The 14,315-nt window shown below is 59.7% G+C and carries 15 protein-coding genes; 4 read left to right on the forward strand and 11 right to left on the reverse strand.

What is annotated here, in order from left to right:
• Positions 1 to 47: 47 nt before the first annotated feature.
• Positions 48 to 1,259: an MFS transporter gene (locus tag HIJ39_RS01695; RefSeq protein WP_169096031.1), complete on the reverse strand. Its 1,212-nt coding sequence runs from the start codon at positions 1,257 to 1,259 to the stop codon at positions 48 to 50.
• Between the two features lie 192 nt (positions 1,260 to 1,451).
• Between HIJ39_RS01695 and HIJ39_RS25065 the strand changes: the two genes are divergently transcribed.
• Positions 1,452 to 1,700: an ATP-binding protein gene (locus tag HIJ39_RS25065; protein ID WP_420824555.1), complete on the forward strand. Its 249-nt coding sequence runs from the start codon at positions 1,452 to 1,454 to the stop codon at positions 1,698 to 1,700.
• Positions 1,701 to 1,984: 284 nt separating this feature from the next.
• Here the strand turns inward: HIJ39_RS25065 and HIJ39_RS01705 are convergent, their stop codons facing one another.
• Genes HIJ39_RS01705 through fni form a run of 9 tightly spaced genes read right to left on the reverse strand, consistent with a single transcriptional unit; the run spans position 1,985 to position 11,840 of the window.
• Positions 1,985 to 3,103 carry an MGDG synthase family glycosyltransferase gene (locus tag HIJ39_RS01705; RefSeq protein WP_169096033.1) on the reverse strand — a complete coding sequence of 373 codons (1,119 nt, stop codon included), beginning with the start codon at positions 3,101 to 3,103 and terminating at the stop codon, positions 1,985 to 1,987.
• Positions 3,100 to 4,428, reverse strand: coding sequence for a hydroxysqualene dehydroxylase HpnE (gene hpnE, locus HIJ39_RS01710; protein WP_169096035.1), 1,329 nt, complete (start codon positions 4,426 to 4,428; stop codon positions 3,100 to 3,102). Before hpnE ends, HIJ39_RS01705 begins: the two co-directional genes overlap by 4 nt.
• Positions 4,410 to 5,342 (reverse strand): squalene/phytoene synthase family protein, encoded by a 933-nt coding sequence (locus tag HIJ39_RS01715; protein WP_207711402.1) that lies wholly within the window; start codon positions 5,340 to 5,342, stop codon positions 4,410 to 4,412. Before HIJ39_RS01715 ends, hpnE begins: the two co-directional genes overlap by 19 nt.
• Positions 5,326 to 6,207, reverse strand: coding sequence for a squalene synthase HpnC (hpnC, locus tag HIJ39_RS01720; protein ID WP_169096037.1), 882 nt, complete (start codon positions 6,205 to 6,207; stop codon positions 5,326 to 5,328). Before hpnC ends, HIJ39_RS01715 begins: the two co-directional genes overlap by 17 nt.
• Positions 6,207 to 8,108 carry a squalene--hopene cyclase gene (gene shc, locus HIJ39_RS01725; RefSeq protein WP_207711403.1) on the reverse strand — a complete coding sequence of 634 codons (1,902 nt, stop codon included), beginning with the start codon at positions 8,106 to 8,108 and terminating at the stop codon, positions 6,207 to 6,209. Before shc ends, hpnC begins: the two co-directional genes overlap by 1 nt.
• Positions 8,077 to 9,111, reverse strand: coding sequence for a hopanoid-associated sugar epimerase (hpnA, locus tag HIJ39_RS01730; protein WP_169096039.1), 1,035 nt, complete (start codon positions 9,109 to 9,111; stop codon positions 8,077 to 8,079). The genes shc and hpnA overlap by 32 nt, the downstream gene beginning before the upstream one ends.
• Complete coding sequence (locus HIJ39_RS01735; RefSeq protein WP_169096041.1) at positions 9,096 to 9,689, reverse strand: phosphorylase family protein; 594 nt, start codon at positions 9,687 to 9,689, stop codon at positions 9,096 to 9,098. Before HIJ39_RS01735 ends, hpnA begins: the two co-directional genes overlap by 16 nt.
• An 8-nt stretch (positions 9,690 to 9,697) precedes the next feature.
• Positions 9,698 to 10,708: an adenosyl-hopene transferase HpnH gene (gene hpnH, locus HIJ39_RS01740; protein WP_169096043.1), complete on the reverse strand. Its 1,011-nt coding sequence runs from the start codon at positions 10,706 to 10,708 to the stop codon at positions 9,698 to 9,700.
• Positions 10,709 to 10,757: 49 nt separating this feature from the next.
• Positions 10,758 to 11,840 (reverse strand): type 2 isopentenyl-diphosphate Delta-isomerase, encoded by a 1,083-nt coding sequence (gene fni / locus HIJ39_RS01745; protein ID WP_169096045.1) that lies wholly within the window; start codon positions 11,838 to 11,840, stop codon positions 10,758 to 10,760.
• A gap of 120 nt (positions 11,841 to 11,960) precedes the next feature.
• Here fni and HIJ39_RS01750 point away from each other — a divergent pair, with 120 nt between their 5' ends.
• The 3 genes from HIJ39_RS01750 (at position 11,961) to HIJ39_RS01760 (ending at position 13,794) form a co-directional block, all read left to right on the forward strand.
• Positions 11,961 to 12,251, forward strand: coding sequence for a hypothetical protein (locus HIJ39_RS01750; protein WP_169096047.1), 291 nt, complete (start codon positions 11,961 to 11,963; stop codon positions 12,249 to 12,251).
• 267 nt (positions 12,252 to 12,518) lie between these two features.
• Positions 12,519 to 13,292 carry a hypothetical protein gene (locus HIJ39_RS01755; RefSeq protein ID WP_169096049.1) on the forward strand — a complete coding sequence of 258 codons (774 nt, stop codon included), beginning with the start codon at positions 12,519 to 12,521 and terminating at the stop codon, positions 13,290 to 13,292.
• A 10-nt stretch (positions 13,293 to 13,302) separates the two neighbouring features.
• Positions 13,303 to 13,794 (forward strand): hypothetical protein, encoded by a 492-nt coding sequence (locus tag HIJ39_RS01760; RefSeq protein ID WP_169096052.1) that lies wholly within the window; start codon positions 13,303 to 13,305, stop codon positions 13,792 to 13,794.
• Positions 13,795 to 13,904: 110 nt separating this feature from the next.
• Here the strand turns inward: HIJ39_RS01760 and HIJ39_RS01765 are convergent.
• The coding region (locus HIJ39_RS01765; RefSeq protein ID WP_207711404.1) for a transposase at positions 13,905 to 14,315 on the reverse strand (411 nt) is incomplete at its 5' end.

The raw sequence follows: 14,315 nt of genomic DNA on the forward strand, positions 1-14,315 counted from the left end.
CGAATCGTAAATCTCCTGCTGATGGCGAAAACTTCGCCTGGCCATATTCAGGCCCTGCGCTGGCCCGGCTCCTCCACGTTGCGAAATGACCACCAATAGGCGACGAGATTCAAACTCATAAAGAACACGGCGCCGAAAACGGGGGTATCCAATATCGTATCCATCATGGCTCCGCCCACGGCCGGGGTAATCATGGAGGTCACTTGGGAGGGCAGCGAGCTAAAGGCCGACACCCGGCTCCGATATCGGCTTTCACTTACGCCCATCACAAACGACTGTCGGGCTGGCATGCCGAGCGAATTGAATACCATGCGTAGGAGATAGAATCCTCCGGCCAGCCAGAAGCTCGGCATGAACACCATCATCAACATCAGACCGAGGCCGATGCCCCGCGTCACGGTGACGGTCTTGACCGCGCCCAGACGCCGCGCCAATCGGGAAGACCATAGATACGGAAAGGCCGCCGCCAAGTTAATGGCCGTGTACAAAATGCCAATTTCCGATGGCCCCACCCCAAAACGGCGGTAGAACCAGTAGGTCAACAGCGGACCGAGGAAGCCAAACCCTAATCCGTTTAAGGCATTGGTGAGTCCCAGCCGCCCCATTAGCGTGCGCAATGGGATCGGCGGTGGCGCCTCCTGTCCCGCCTGCTGGGGCGGTGCTTCTTGGATAGGCAGTGCACTCAGCGCCATCAGCAGCGATAAGCCGGCCGCCACGAAAAACAGCAGACGATAACCGGAAACCCAGCTCCACCCCGCACCATGAAGCCAATCAGGAACACCGGCCACGATGGACCCGGCAGCGCCCGCCAACACGCCAATGAAGGAAATGCGCCCAAATGCGGCGGTTCGATTGGGAGCGGGAACCGACTCGGCCACCAACGGCTGCTCGGCCGGAAATACCGGTCCCCAAGATCCGCCGCTACCGGCCCCGCCGCCTCGGCCCACACCGCCGAGACCACTGGCTAACACCGCCCAAAGAAACACGTGGCTGAAGCCCATCACCGCGCCGCCAATGGCCGAAAACAAGGCCAATCCGATGATGGCGCGGCGCCGTCCGTACAGATCGGCAAACAACCCCACCGCCGCCACCAAGAGCACGGTAATGGCACCCGAAAGCGCGACCACCAATCCAATGCGGCTTGCGCTGTACCCAACCTTGGCCAGATATAAGGGAAAAATTACGGTCAAAAATGCGGTGATAAAGCTTCGGAGCGCTCGGCCAGCATATATCCATTGCAAATTCCGGTTCGGTTGCATGCGCTCGCCTCGACAATAGTATACCACACCTATCCAGCGACCATTAAAAGAGGATTCCCGCCGCCAAACGCGAAGCTTTCTCCATAAGTCACAGGGAGGCAACAGGATGCCATCTTGGTCGGAATTTGTTCCCGACTCATCACGTATTCCCGAGTTGTTCGAAAAAATCCCCTTGATGACCAAATACGCTTGGTGGCAGACATTTCCCGTGAAGACAATGGTCCTGGCGTTCCGACCGAAAGCCGAAACGGGTATTTGATCCCCCCCTTCACCACCAAGTCCAACGGACATGGTCTCGGACTCTCGGCTGTCCACGCCAATGTCCGCCAGCATGGAGGCAGCATTTGGGTCAGTTCGGCGCCGGGGCCATGTTTCATATGTTTTGCCCGTCACGTCCGAAGCCGAACCCCAAACGACGGGAAACATCCTGCTGGTGGATGATGATCCTGCCGTCGCGAGGACCTTTGACGGCACGACCCGCTTGAAGCCATCGCCTGGCTTCAAAAGCATCCTGCAGACGTGGTAATGGTCCGTTGGCATCCAACCTTTCATCCCTTGCTGACGTATCTGATATCCGAAAAGCCGCACCTTCCCCTCATCGTGCTCCGCGGGGCCAATGATCAGTCCCGTCCGGAATCCTTACCCGTCATGTCAAAGCCCTTGGGAACGCATTGCCGACGCCTTGGACACGCTCGGGCCATCCCGATAGACCGCAGCACCACCCCCTATCGTCGCTCCCTGCGCGACAGGGTCAACGTGACGGTAGCGACAGCGTGAGCGGCCTCGATGCGTGCCAAGCGACGCTGAGCCGTCCGCATTCTTTGGCGGAGCGCTCGGTCGCGAAGAATCTGGTCAATCGCCTGCCGGAGCTCCATTGGGGTGTCAGCAGCGAGCGCTGCGCCCTCCCGTTCCACCAAACGGGCGTTGCCCCGCTCCTGCCCGGGCAAGGCGCGGAATATCACTAAGGGGCGGCCTAAGGCCAAAACCTCGGACAGGGTGAGCGCGCCGGCCTTGCTCACCACCACATCGGCGGCCTGCATCCACAATGCCACCTGCTCTTGAAATGGCAGCAGCGTGACGCGATTTCGTATAGAAAGCCGCTGGGATGCCCGCTGAAGCGCCTGGTCCGCGTTGATGATGAGAGTGAGGACCTCTTTGGGCAAATCCCCCAGGTGGTTCATCAGGGCAGCGGCCATCCCTTTCCGAAAGCCTTGGGAGGTGCCCATGATGAGAACTCGGGGTCTCGCATCCCAGTCCAACAGTTGGCGCGCCTCCTCCGGAGCTGCGGCGTTGGCGAAGGCCGGGTCAATTGGGATGCCGGTCACCTTCAGCCGCCGATCGGCTACCCCCCGCCGACGAAAGGCGTCCCGAGCCGCCTCGGTGGGAAGACAATAGCGATCGATGCCATAGTGCACCCAACTAGGGTGGACAACAAAGTCGGTCATCACCTCAACGACCGGATTGTGCCAGCGCCCCGTGCGCTTCAGGGCTCCGAGCACCATGAGCGGCATGGGGTGAACCGCCACCACTACCTCGGGTCTCGTCTCTAACAGCAAGGCCCGAAAAGCCTCGAGCCCGGAACGTTCTTCCATCCGCCGCCACCATCCATAGCGGGACAGCCACCCGGTGAAATCGTACATTGCCCCATATCCGGCGGGAAAGTCGCGCGCCAAGCGCCCATGCACGCCCAAAAGCGCCTGCGTGAGCCGAGGCGGCAGCACGTCTAAAAAATCGTGGATAACCACCGATACGTCCGGGTCTTGAGCTTCCAAAGCAATTTTGAGAGCCCGGGCGGCACGATGATGTCCGAATCCAAAACCGGCAGATGCAATTAATATCCTCATAACGCCAGCATTTCTTGGGCCGCCGCCTGCCCGCTCAAGACAGCGCTCTCCAACGTCGCCGGCCACCCTGTGCGTGTCCAATCGCCGGCTAAATACACCCCATTGATGGCGGTGCGAGGCTCGGGCCGATGGGCTTCGATTCCCGGGCGGGACCGGAACGTGGCGTGCGGCTGCCATACGATCCGGGTGCGCGTCGGAAGCGGGATCCCGAGCCGGGCGGCCACGCGACGGGCAATCGCCCCCCCTAAGTCGGCGCTGAGATGGCGCCGAAGAGCGTCCGCAGCCGAAATGGACACCGCCAGCACCGCCCCGTGCCCTTGTCCCAAAATCTCTCTGCGGTTGAACACCATCGCGGCCGGCTCCTCGTCCAGCAAAAGCGCCACCTCCTCCGGCCACACCGGACGGTCATAGAAGAGATAGGCGTTGACAATGGGGCTGAACGTCATGGCGGGAACCGCCAATTGCCCATCCAGCCCACTTTGAGACACCAGCGCCGCCAGTCGATCCGGCGGCACAGCCAAGACGACCTGATCCACCAGCCAGGTTCCCTTGGGCCCCAAAACGCCCACTACCCGCCCATTTTCCACCCGAATGCGCGACACCCCATGGGACAGCAGGATCTGGACCCCCAGAGCGCGGGCGTAATCGGCCAACTGTTCCGACACCTGAGAGAGCGGCCGGATGAAGAAGCCGAGTCGCGCTCCTGAAAAGCCACGCTGCAGCAACAGCGAAAAAGTAGCCAGCCCCAAGGCCGCACCCGCTTCATCGCTTGGGGCATTCATCACTTCCCTGCCAATCGCATCCCAAAAGTACTGCCGCGATCGTCGCGTCTGCCCATGCTCAGCCAGCCACTCGCCCCAGGTTTTGGTATCCTCAGCCAATGAGTTTTGCGGGCTGCCCCCGGCGATGGCCAAGCCGGCCTTCAGCACACCCAGGCGCTCCCGACCACTGAGCGCCCGATAGCGAAGAACCGCCGGAACCAAATGGAGCGGTCCCGGCCAGCGTTGAGATCCCAGCCAATGGCGGCCCGCGGAGGACACAACCGGGACGCTTAAGAGACGCTGAAATCGGATGGCCGTCTCCTGTCCGCTTTCCCCCAGTAGTGCGACGGCGGCCTCGCAGAGCCCCAACAGCACGTGTTGGCCGTTATCCAACCAGACTCCACTCTCGGTATCCTGAAAGGAAAAGGCGCGGCCTCCGGGACGCGGCGCCTGCTCCAGGACCGTGACCTGAACCCCGCGTTGCTGCAGCCGGATAGCGGCCGTAAGCCCCGCCCATCCGGCCCCGACCACCACCGCGCGGGACGCTATGCGTTGGCCCGCCAAAAGGTCCCCCCCACAATATGCAATATCTCGCGCCGGGAGACCCCGATGCGCTGCTCCCAGACATTAAAGCCGGACTGCTTGATCTTTTGCAGGACCAAATAATAGACGCCGTACAACATACGCAGGCACCGTACCGAATCGGCTTCCACCATAGAAAACAACTCAGCTGCCTCACGATAATATTGTTCTGCCCGCGCCGCCTGCACGGCCAGAACGTGCGCCAATTGCGGGGAAAATCGACCTAGCGGCAAATCTTCGGGGGTCATCCCGGCATTTTCAAAATCCTCGGCGGGAAGATACCGTCGACCGCGGCCCGCATCCTCTTTCAAATCGCGGATGATGTTGGTTAATTGCAAGGCGACCCCCAATTTTGCCGCTAGCCGCCGAGCGCGCACGTCGGTGGCCCCGAAAACCTCCACGCAAAGCACGCCGACCGACCCCGCCACATAGAGGCAATAGGTCTCCAATTCCTGGTAGGTCCGGTAGGTCAAGGCCTCAAGATCCATGCGCATTCCCCGCAATAGCGCACGAAACGGCTCATCGCTCAGGCGAAAGCGCCGGATGGCATCGCCCAGCGCCACCGCGACCGGTTCCGAAGCCTCCTGCCACGCCTCGCTGCGAGCCGCGAGATAGACTTCTTCAACCCGCTCCAACTGATCCCACGCCTCGTCTTCCTGATAATCGTCGACCGCATCGTCGCACATGCGGCTCCACGCATAAATAGCATAAATGGCCGAGCGCTTTTCCGGCGGGAGTAGCCGCATGCCGTAATAGAAACTGGACCCGGCCATTTTCACGCGCTCGGCCGCAACGCGATGCGCCTCATCAATTCGCCCCATAGTCTCGCGGCTCCATCCTCGCAGGAGGATGACCCGCTCGCCCCCTTCCGCCTGGTTGCTAATGCCAAAGTCCACCTGCCGCCACGGCACCCATAATGCTGAGCTTTTGGCCCACCGTCACCACGGGACGGCCGAGAAATGGATTAAACGCTTGGCGCCGCAGCGCCTCCACCACCGCTTGGCCGCCAAGCCGATATAATTTCAACTGCAGTCCGAGACGTTTAGGCACCATGTGCTCAAGTCTCGCCCCGCGCTGAAACAGCCGCTGTATTCGGTCCGCCTGATAACGGCCGAACGCAGAGATTGCCTCCGAATCCAAGGTCCCCCCCACTCCGGCCGCCTGCGCCAACGCCCGGCGCGACAAGCCAAATTGCGCCAACTCCTCTTCGGGCCAATAGTTTCGACCACGCTTGAGGTCCCCGGCGGTGTCTTGAAGAAAGTTGGCCAACTGCAATGCTGTACAGGTGGCATCGGAAAGCCTCCAACGTTCCTCATCGCGAATCCCGAACAGCCCCAATACCAACCGCCCCACCGGATTGGCAGAGTGGCGGCAATAATCCATGACCTCCTCGACGGTCTGATAGTCCTTCGCCTGTTGATCCATTTCATTCGCCCGAATGAGCCGATCGAATTCCTCAAAGGGCAGCTGAAACTCCTCAACGGTGCGTTCGAGTGCCCGAAACGCGGGCTGCTCTGCACGGCCTTGATAAGCGCGTATGAGCTCCTCGCGCCACCCCTGCAAGGCCTCGCGGCGATCGCCGGGGAATTCATCGCCTAAATCGTCGACGCCCCGGCAAAAGGCATAAATGGCGGCGAAATGCGGGCGGAGTTGGGCAGGAATAAACACCGACAGTACCGAGAAGTTCTCGTAATGAGTGCGCGCCAGGCGCTCGCAATAGCGAAAGTCCTCCCGAATCCGTGACGCTTCCGCCGCCGCCATCAGCGTTGTCCTCCGCGAAGCGCTTTCTGATACCGCGCTAAGGCGAGCACGGGGAAGATGTCGCGGTACAGGGCGTAGTTAATATAAAAGTCCTTGGGAAAGCCCGTACCGGTATATTGCGGCTCGTCCCATCCGCCATCTCCCTTTTGCTGCGCCACCAGATAAGCCACGCCGCGCTGTACGCTGTATTGCTGATGTCGTCCGCCGGCAATGAGCGCCATGGTTGCCCACGCGGTCTGGGATGCGGTGCTCGGTCCGGTTCCACGGAGGCTCGAATCAACATAGGAATCGCAAACCTCACCCCATCCGCCATCATCATTCTGGTGCGCCTCAACCCAATCCAAGCATTTTTGCACCCACGGCTCGCTAAGGTCGTACTGAATGGCTTGCAGCCCCGGCAACACGGCGCCCGCACCATAGATGTAATTGACCCCCCATCGACCAAAGAAGGCTCCGTCCGGTTCCTGCCGCTCCTTGAGGAACTTGACCGCACGGTCGATTACGGGCCAGGCATCGTCGTAGCCAAACTGGCCCAACGACTCCAGCACATGTCCGGTGACATCCTCGGTGGGCGGATCGTTAACCCAGCCGAAATCGCTAAACGGAATTTCCGACACCCAGGTCTTGACATTGTCCGCATCAAACGCGCCCCAGCCGCCGTTTTGGCTCTGCAATCCCACCATCCAGCGGAATCCCTTGGTAAGGGCTCGCTTGCGCCGGGCGTCATCCGGCAAATCCAGCTGATTCAACGCCATCAGCACGATAGCAGTGTCGTCAATGTCGGGATAGGTGTCATTGGCAAACTCGAACGGCCATCCGCCCGGCTTAACTTTCGGCCGACGCACGGCCCAGTCGCCTCGAACCTCTAAGACCTGCTGATCGAGCAGCCATTGCCCCGCTTGGACCAACGCGGGATGGCTGGCCGGGACTCCCGCTGCGCGAAGAGCCAGCACCGCCAATCCCGTGTCCCACGTGGGCGATACGCAGGCTTGAAACCACCAGCGTCCGTCGTCCGACACCCCGAACCCTTCCAGCCCCTCAAACCCTTTTTTGAAGGCGGGATGATCCGTGCGGTTTAAGACCTTGAAGACAATCAGAGAATAAAACCACGGGGGTTGAATGCCGCCCCAACTGCCATCTCTCTCCTGACGGTCAACCAGCCATTGAAAGGCGCTCTCCACCGCCCGTTCACGCCCCGGGTGCCAACCGCGACGGTGATACCAATGAAGCCACCGATCGAGGCGATAATAGAAACTCGCCGGTCCTTCTATGCGGGGCTCCGGCCGGACCCCGCGCTCCAATTCGATCACCCGCTGCTCCGGCGGGAGGGGAAACACGGGCCGTTTGGCCATGAGAATGGCCAGCGCCACCACCGTAGGCCGTGCCCAGCTGCCAAAATCCCAAATGCTCCGCTTGGCTTTGGGCGAGAACCACATAATTTCTGGCGGCAAGATGGGCAAGTCCTCCCAATCATATTGCCCCAACAACGCCAGCCAAAAGCGCGTGAATACCCGGCTTTTCTCAATCCCCCCCTGTTCCCGAATGTAGTTGCGGGCCTTTGTCATGGGTTCGGACTCGGGATCTTGACCGGTCATCTTGAGCGCTTGATAGGCTTCAATCGTCGCGTTCAGGTCCCCGCCCTGACCCCAGTAAATCGACCATGATCCATTGTCGTTCTGCGTGCTCAATATATAGCGCCGAACCTGCTCCTCCCGTTCCGGCCACCTCTTCTCCAAAATGTGCAGTAGCATCACATACTCCGCTTCCATGCACACATTGGTGATGAGGTCGCCCCACCAATAACCTTCCTCCCGTTGCAATCTTAAGAGGTGATCTTTCGCCGCTTCGAGCGCGCGGGACACGCGATCTTCAACTACAGCTCCCGTTATGCTCATGCTCATCCGACCTTTCATCCTGGCTTTTCGGGAAACTCCTAAACCAATCGATCGCCTCCCGGAGAGCCTCGTCAATAGGGGTTTGGGGCAACCCCAGCTCCTGGACGGCACGTCCCGCCGTGTAAAACATGGGACGCCGCGCCAATTCGACACCGGCAATGGGCGCACGGGGCGCATGTCCGGTTATTTTCGACCAGCCTAGTTCGTCAACATAAGCAAAGGCCATTGCCACGCCGAGCGGCAGGCGGATCCGCGGAGCGGGCACACCAGCCAATGTCTCGATGCGGCCCAACAACTCGCGGAAAGTGAGATTAACATGCCCGAGAATATAGCGCTCACCGGTTTGGCCTCTCTCCCATGCCAAAATATGCCCGATGGCAACATCGTTAACCGACACCCAATTAAGCCCTGTATCCACGTAGGCCGGCATCCGTCCCCGAGCCGCCTCCCAAATCAGTTGTCCAGTGGGTGTGGGCTTAATGTCTCGGGTTCCCACTGGCGTCGAGGGATTGACGATGACCGCATCCAACCCCTGGCGGCAGGCCTCCCGAACCACCTCCTCGGCCAATACTTTGCTGCGTTTGTATCCGTCCGGCACCTGGTTCGGATCCACCAAACGGGTTTCATCAGCCGGCAACCCATCGTCTCGGAGTCCCACCGCCGCCGTGCTGGACGTATAGACCATCCGCTCAATGCGCGGATGACGGCCGACGGCCTCAATCAGGCGCCGAGTCCCCCCCACGTTGGTTTCGTACATTTCGCGGGCGTGCCGTCGCTCCAAGGAATAGCGAGCCGCCACGTGAAACACTCCCTGGACATCATTCAGAGCATCGTCCAACCCCATCCCGGTGGCCAAATCGCCGTACGCCACCTCAACCGCCAAATTTCCCAACGCCCGTTTGGCCGCCTGGCTTCGGACCAAGGCCCGGACCGTCATGCCCTGAGCCAAGAGCGCCCGGGTCACATGCCAGCCAATGAAGCCGCTGGCACCGGTTACGAGAACCCGCATAACGCATCCCTCACTTGCCGGGTCAGTACACGCTGGGCTACCCACGATCGCCAGGGCAACCCCACCGCAGCTGGCCAACTCGTGATTCGCCGCCAAGTCGGCATCCAACTTGCCGGCCCGTCAACCACCACTCGGATGACGGTTAGAGGAATATTTCCCTGACGCGCCACCTGGGCCCAGGCGTAGGTCTCCATGTCTACCCAGTCTGCCTGAAAGCGATCGCGCAATTGCGCCTTGGCGGCTGGATTAGCCGCCAATTGATGGACCGTCACGAGACCTCCCCTAGGGCGATGACCGGGCCAGGGGTTCAAAGGGATGGGCCGATCGCCGGGATTCTCGCCGACAACCCAAGCGGGCTCGCCCGATTCGCCAGTGCGAGCGTTGGGATGTAGCCCTCCGGACAGTCCGACCGCTAGGATCCGTTGGGGGCATCGGTGCTCAACCGCTTGCTGCAGTCCGTGGCGTGCTCGTTCTCGTCCCATCCCCGTAACCAAGACTGGGATTTCTCGATCACGGCAGAGCGCGAGAATGCCGGATACTTCGAATCTCAGCGCCGCGACCACCAGAACTTTGTCCACGCGCGAGATTAGCTAGCAAACATCCAGCGAATAACGCGGAAAGCGTCGACCGGGGAAATCGTCGACACGCCGCTTGCCTCATAGCCGCTGTGCATCATGCAGCTGGCGCAGCGCGGATTGTCCCCGTATCCAAACTCATCCCAATCCGTGTTCTCCATCATGTCGGAAAACTTCTCGTAGTGGGCGTCTGTCAAGAGATAGCAGGGACCCTTCCAGCCCAACGGATCGCGTGTCGGGTTGCCCCAGGGGGTGCAATGCATGTTCCGCTTGCCCATCAGAAAGTCAAAGAACATGGGCGTGTCATAGTAGCGGATTTTGGGCCCGGCCGCTTCCACCACCCGCCGGAAGGTTTCGGTGGCCTCACGGCGACGCATGAAAATACGGCTGTCCAGCGCCGAACCGACTTCCTCATAGGTAAAGGCCGGCGACACAATGCAGTTGTCGACCCCCAACTCCATCAGGAGCTGTAAGACCTTGCCGACCCCTTCCGGATCCACCCCCTTATACAAGGTAGTATTGGTGGTCACCCGAAAGCCTCGTTCTTTCGCTTTCTTGATACCCTCAATGACAATGTCGTACACGCCTTTACGCTCCACCATCAGGTCATGGTGCTCACGCGGCCCGTCGAGGTGGAATACGAAGCTGAACCGAGGATCTGGCTCCAGCTTCTTCAACGCCCGATTAATTAAAATGCCGTTTGTGCACAACAACGTTAGCTTATTGCGCGCCAACATTCCCTTCACAATCACATCAAACTCAGGATGCGTCAGTGGCTCTCCGCCGGCGATAGACACCACCGGCGCCCCGCATTCGTCAATGGCCTGAAAGCATTCTTCAGCACTCAGACGCTTGCCATGAATCTCCTCGGCTTGGCGAATTTTTCCACATCCTGTGCAGGTAAGATTGCACAACTCCGTAGGTTCCAACATCAGCACCAATGGATAGTGCTTGTTGCCCCGGATTCTCTGCGTCATCACATACTTGGCCATGTTCACTGTCAATCCAAGCGGCATTCCCATGGTCACCCCTCCCTTCTTCGAAGTTCGCCGACAGCGGCTTCTTCGTTTGCTAATGATTCGCGCGTTGCGCGAGCTTCAGGCGATAGGGACGATACCCGCGCAAATCAAGCCACTCACCCACGCGACCCATGACCAATATCGGCTGGTCTGCGAGATCGGCCGGCTGCCGAGCCCCCATCAGCACGAGAATCGTCCTCATGGTCCAATGTATGCCATCAACCCAGGCATCTAGGCCCCGATCCGGATCAGATCCGGTTGCGATCCGCATTAGGGGCCCCGCCACGCCCACCGCCCGGGCTCCCATCGCCAACGCCTTAGCCACATCATGACCGGATCGAATGCCCCCGGATGCAATGATGGGGACAACGTCCTGCAGTTCCGCCGCAACCTCGCCCAGACTGGCTGCCGTCGGCACACCCCAACCGAGCCATTCTTGATCGATGCCCGCCCCGCGCCGCCAAGCTTCCACGGCAATGAAGTTGGTTCCCCCAACGCCGCCAATGTCGACCGCATCGGCGCCAGCCTCCACAAATCGCCTGGCCGCAGGACCGGTCATTCCCTGCCCGACCTCTTTGGCAATAACGGGCACGTCAACCGCCGCCTTCACCTCGGCCAATCGCTCCAGCAGTTGACGAAAGTGCCGGTCGCCTTCCGCCATAAAAAGCTCTTGGGCCACGTTCCAGTGGATTTGCAGAAAATCAGCCCCGACCAGCTGCACGGCCCTCTTGGCTGCGTCCACACCGGCTCCCATCCCTACATTGGCGATGATGACCCCATCGGGGTTGAGTTCTCGCACTACCGCATAGGAGCGGGCTGCCTCAGGCGATCGAAGCCCAGCCGTCTCTGATCCGACAGCCATGGCCAGCCCTTGGCGCTTGGCAAATCGCGCCAGGCGTGCGTTAATCTGGCCTGACTCTTCGGTGCCGCCAGTCATAGCGTTGACAATAATGGGGGACGAAAGAGATCGGCCCAGCAATTCGGTGGCCAGCGTGGCGTCGGCCACATCCATCTGGGGAGCGCTGACAGGGAGCAAGCGAACGTCCTCGAATCCGCTTCCGCCAACGTCGGGTAGTGTTTGGACCGCTTCAATATGTTCGTGCTTTCTGCGCTCGCGGTCTTCGACCTCGCCCATCTTCGCCCCTCTTTCTGTCCTTTTGTCGAGTATTCTGTGAAATTTCCCACTGAGGAAATCTTTGGAGACAAAGGACTATACTTATATTAGCACTGCAGTTTAATTTTCCAATGAGGAAATATGACCATTACATTGAAGCAACCTTCACCGCGATTGTCGTTTCGGCCACGAAGGGACTGGTCCCCAGTCCTGGTGGCAGCTGTAGCCGCCATTCTTAAGAGCTATAGTCTATTTCACCAGCGTGTTGGCTTCCTCGGCAAACCGGATCCGGGGCCATTGGTGATTGTAGCCAACCATGGACACGACGCCGACAGCGTGGTGCTCCCCGTGAGTCTGGCGCTCATGCGCGGCATCGCCCATCCCCTCATCTCCTCGGGGTCAGAACGGCTGAGGTTGTCCCAGGCTTCGTAGATTTTGATTCCATACAATTACGCCATTTGCCTTGGGCTTTTGCCTCGACCTCCTAAGATCTACCTACCCAGCTCCCATGTCTGGCTCATCCCGAGGTCAAACCGAAGTAATGATGTCAACCTGATTCGTCACTCTCCATGGTTTTTCAACGGGAACCGTGGTTTCTATTTGGTGGGTTTCCCTATGCTACAACAAGTGTATCCCAAAAAAAGGAATCGGCTTGAGTGTGTTGAAGTCAACCACCAGTACCTGAAAGGGTGGTGCAAAATGCGCTTTCGAGCAGCTTTTCTAGGTGTTGTGTCAACTCTTTTGCTCATGGCCAGCACCTCCATGGTGTCTTGGCCCACGGTCTCCGCGGCGTCCCGAGCGCCTTCCGCGAGCGAGCAGCAAGAGGTTTTGGTTGGCAAGGATATCACACAGCCGTCTGATACGATTACGTATCAAGTCTTTGACCGCGAGGGAAAGTTAATCTCGACTCAAACTGAACCGGTCGCCCCGGCCACCTACATCGAAACGAGTGTCGAACCCTTGTCCGACGCGGTGTCCCAGGGCGTACCGTACGTTCCCTTGCCCTCATCGCCATCCCAGTGGCCACAAGCCGAGGCCCAGTTACACACGCTCATTGCTCAACAAGAAGGGGTTTCGGGACAGCAAGCCGCCGACCCGACAATCGGCTGCAACCAATCGATTCGTGCGACCGGTGCTTACCAGTTTCCGGACGCGAGTACGACGGTTAATTACGCGGTCACCTACAACACCTATAATGGCGCCTGCGGCATCGCCATCACAGACTACGCCGCAAACTTGAATCCCTCGACCAGTTCTTCCGTCTATCAATGTACATTATCGTGGCAAGATGGTGGGTACAGTGAGACCCCGGACGTCCGCATCCCCAACTACTATCCCAACGATGATTGGTATAATGCCGGCGATCTCGGTTGGACCGGTGGGGGCGGATACAACTTCTACACCTATGCGGGTCTGAATGGCTGCTCCGTATACGACCACCAGGCTTATGGCTATATGACCCTAAACAACTGAATGTCGTTCAATGGTAGACTGGGTGTATACGTTGGATGGGGGTGAAACAGTGTCTCGATTAGTGATAGCGACAGGGGTAGCCGCGGGAATTGCGGTCGGCTTTGAACCTGTCTGGGCTGGGCGATGGCTCGATCTGGCGTTTCCCTCGTGGCCAATACCCGTTGGGGTGGCGATCCTCGTTGCGTTAGCCGCTGCCTTATGGCGTGGAACGCGGCAGATCGATTCCGCTAAGGGCCCGACGGTAACCATGATGGCGGTTCTATCCATCGTCGCGGGTGGCATTGTGGGTTTTGGAGCCACGGTGGTAGCACTCGGTTATTTTGTGGTGCCTCCGATGCCCGGCCACATTGGATACCTCCCTGGTTGGCCATGGCAGGCCGTCAGCTGGGAGTTAATGCACCGTCTTATGCCTGCCGTGGTGGGACTGGGCATATGGGTAGCCCTCGTGTGCGCCGTGGAGACGCGCCTGACGGCTTTGGCGCCACCCACCGCCCGTCAATAAGGTAACCCGCCGGTATGGGGGCGCGCTTCTGAAGCGAACGCCCCCCTTTTTCCATTTCCCACTGCCCCTCTATGTGGGCCCAACGTCAATCGACAAAGGGCGGCCGTCTCTCACTGCGCCACCATTTGCGGCGCTACATACGGTCGAAGCGCCGCTTGCAATTGCCCGAGGTCACGATATCCCGCTAGGCGCTGGAAACGGTCCTCGAGAACGAGACTGGCGCTGGCCAGCCAGCGTAGAACCTGTATGCCGTTGGTCCAGCGCTTTACGTTTTGGGCATGGGTCCGAAACTGGCTATTGACGGACTCGAGGGGATTGGTCGTGGCCAGTGAACGCCGCAGCGTGCCAGACAACCCGAGCCGATGGACGGTAAGCGTTTCGTCCAGGCCTTCCCGCAAGCTATGGGCCGCTTGAGGGTAGTCCCGTTCGAGCTCTGCCGCCAGTTTCTGCAACGCCTTGAAGGCCTTCGTGGCATCTGCCTCTTGGTAGGCCTTGCGCAACCGCGACCGCACGGTCGCTTG

Origin of the sequence: Sulfobacillus harzensis (genome assembly GCF_012933365.1) — a bacterium.
Lineage (GTDB): Bacteria > Bacillota > Sulfobacillia > Sulfobacillales > Sulfobacillaceae > Sulfobacillus_B > Sulfobacillus_B harzensis.

Bases quoted from the DNA above. Each gene is read 5' to 3' on its own strand.
- HIJ39_RS01695 (WP_169096031.1), bottom strand. From the start codon at position 1,259: ATGCAACCGAACCGGAATTTGCAATGGATATATGCTGGCCGAGCGCTC.
- HIJ39_RS01705 (WP_169096033.1), bottom strand. From the start codon at position 3,103: ATGAGGATATTAATTGCATCTGCCGGTTTTGGATTCGGACATCATCGT.
- hpnC (WP_169096037.1), bottom strand. From the start codon at position 6,207: ATGGCGGCGGCGGAAGCGTCACGGATTCGGGAGGACTTTCGCTATTGC.
- shc (WP_207711403.1), bottom strand. From the start codon at position 8,108: ATGAGCATGAGCATAACGGGAGCTGTAGTTGAAGATCGCGTGTCCCGC.
- hpnA (WP_169096039.1), bottom strand. From the start codon at position 9,111: ATGCGGGTTCTCGTAACCGGTGCCAGCGGCTTCATTGGCTGGCATGTG.
- hpnH (WP_169096043.1), bottom strand. From the start codon at position 10,708: ATGGGAATGCCGCTTGGATTGACAGTGAACATGGCCAAGTATGTGATG.
- fni (WP_169096045.1), bottom strand. From the start codon at position 11,840: ATGGGCGAGGTCGAAGACCGCGAGCGCAGAAAGCACGAACATATTGAA.
- HIJ39_RS01750 (WP_169096047.1), top strand. From the start codon at position 11,961: ATGACCATTACATTGAAGCAACCTTCACCGCGATTGTCGTTTCGGCCA.
- HIJ39_RS01755 (WP_169096049.1), top strand. From the start codon at position 12,519: ATGCGCTTTCGAGCAGCTTTTCTAGGTGTTGTGTCAACTCTTTTGCTC.
- HIJ39_RS01760 (WP_169096052.1), top strand. From the start codon at position 13,303: ATGGTAGACTGGGTGTATACGTTGGATGGGGGTGAAACAGTGTCTCGA.